The organism is Paraburkholderia sp. EG286B, assembly GCF_040965655.1.
Classification (GTDB): Bacteria; Pseudomonadota; Gammaproteobacteria; order Burkholderiales; family Burkholderiaceae; genus Paraburkholderia.
Window position 1 is genome coordinate 1 of record NZ_JBFRCF010000143.1, and the last position, 674, is coordinate 674.

1 protein-coding gene is annotated in these 674 nt (G+C 44.8%); it reads left to right on the forward strand.

Translation table 11 applies throughout. From position 1 onward, the window contains the following. Window positions 1–674: glycosyltransferase family 2 protein (locus AB4Y42_RS44120; protein WP_368697880.1), on the forward strand; the 674-nt coding region annotated here is incomplete at both ends.

Below are 674 nucleotides of genomic sequence, written 5' to 3' on the forward strand. Positions count from 1 at the left end.
ATATGTCTTCACTGGGAGAAGCGACGACTATTGAGGATTTATATTACTCCTGCGATCTGGTCTCTTTCCTTACTTCGTGGGATTACGACAGCTATGGAAATCCTGTTGGAGAAGCGATTAGTAACCAGCGCTGCTACATCACTACCAGCTACGAATACTATTGGGAAGTGTACGGTCAGTATGGATTTGAGGCGCCGGTTATGCCGATATCAGAGGAGCAGGACGGTTTGCCTGATGAAGCATTTATTAGGGAGGTGTACCGGTTCCTCAATAATAGGCGGTTGATGTATGACGTTGCTGGGCGGAATTTTTCCATTGGTAAGCAGTTACTCTCCAATAATGTAATTGACATTCTCGACGTGGACTGTTCTGAAGGAAAGATGCGTGATACTGTATTTGTATCAGTTGCGCTGCCAGTTTATAACGAAGGCAATCGCATCTGTGAGGTATTGCTCTCCCTGTTTAACCAGAAAACATATAACAGCATGATTACTCACAACAGCTATGAACTGATTCTTGTCGATAATAATTCTACGGACGATTCCGTTGAAAAAATTAACACTTTCAAAGCCCAAAATCCATCCATGGAGATTCATGTCCTCCATGAGCCCATTCAGGGTGCCTCGTCCGCCAGAAAACGCGGTATGGATTACGCTTCTGTGCGCGCAAAAGCC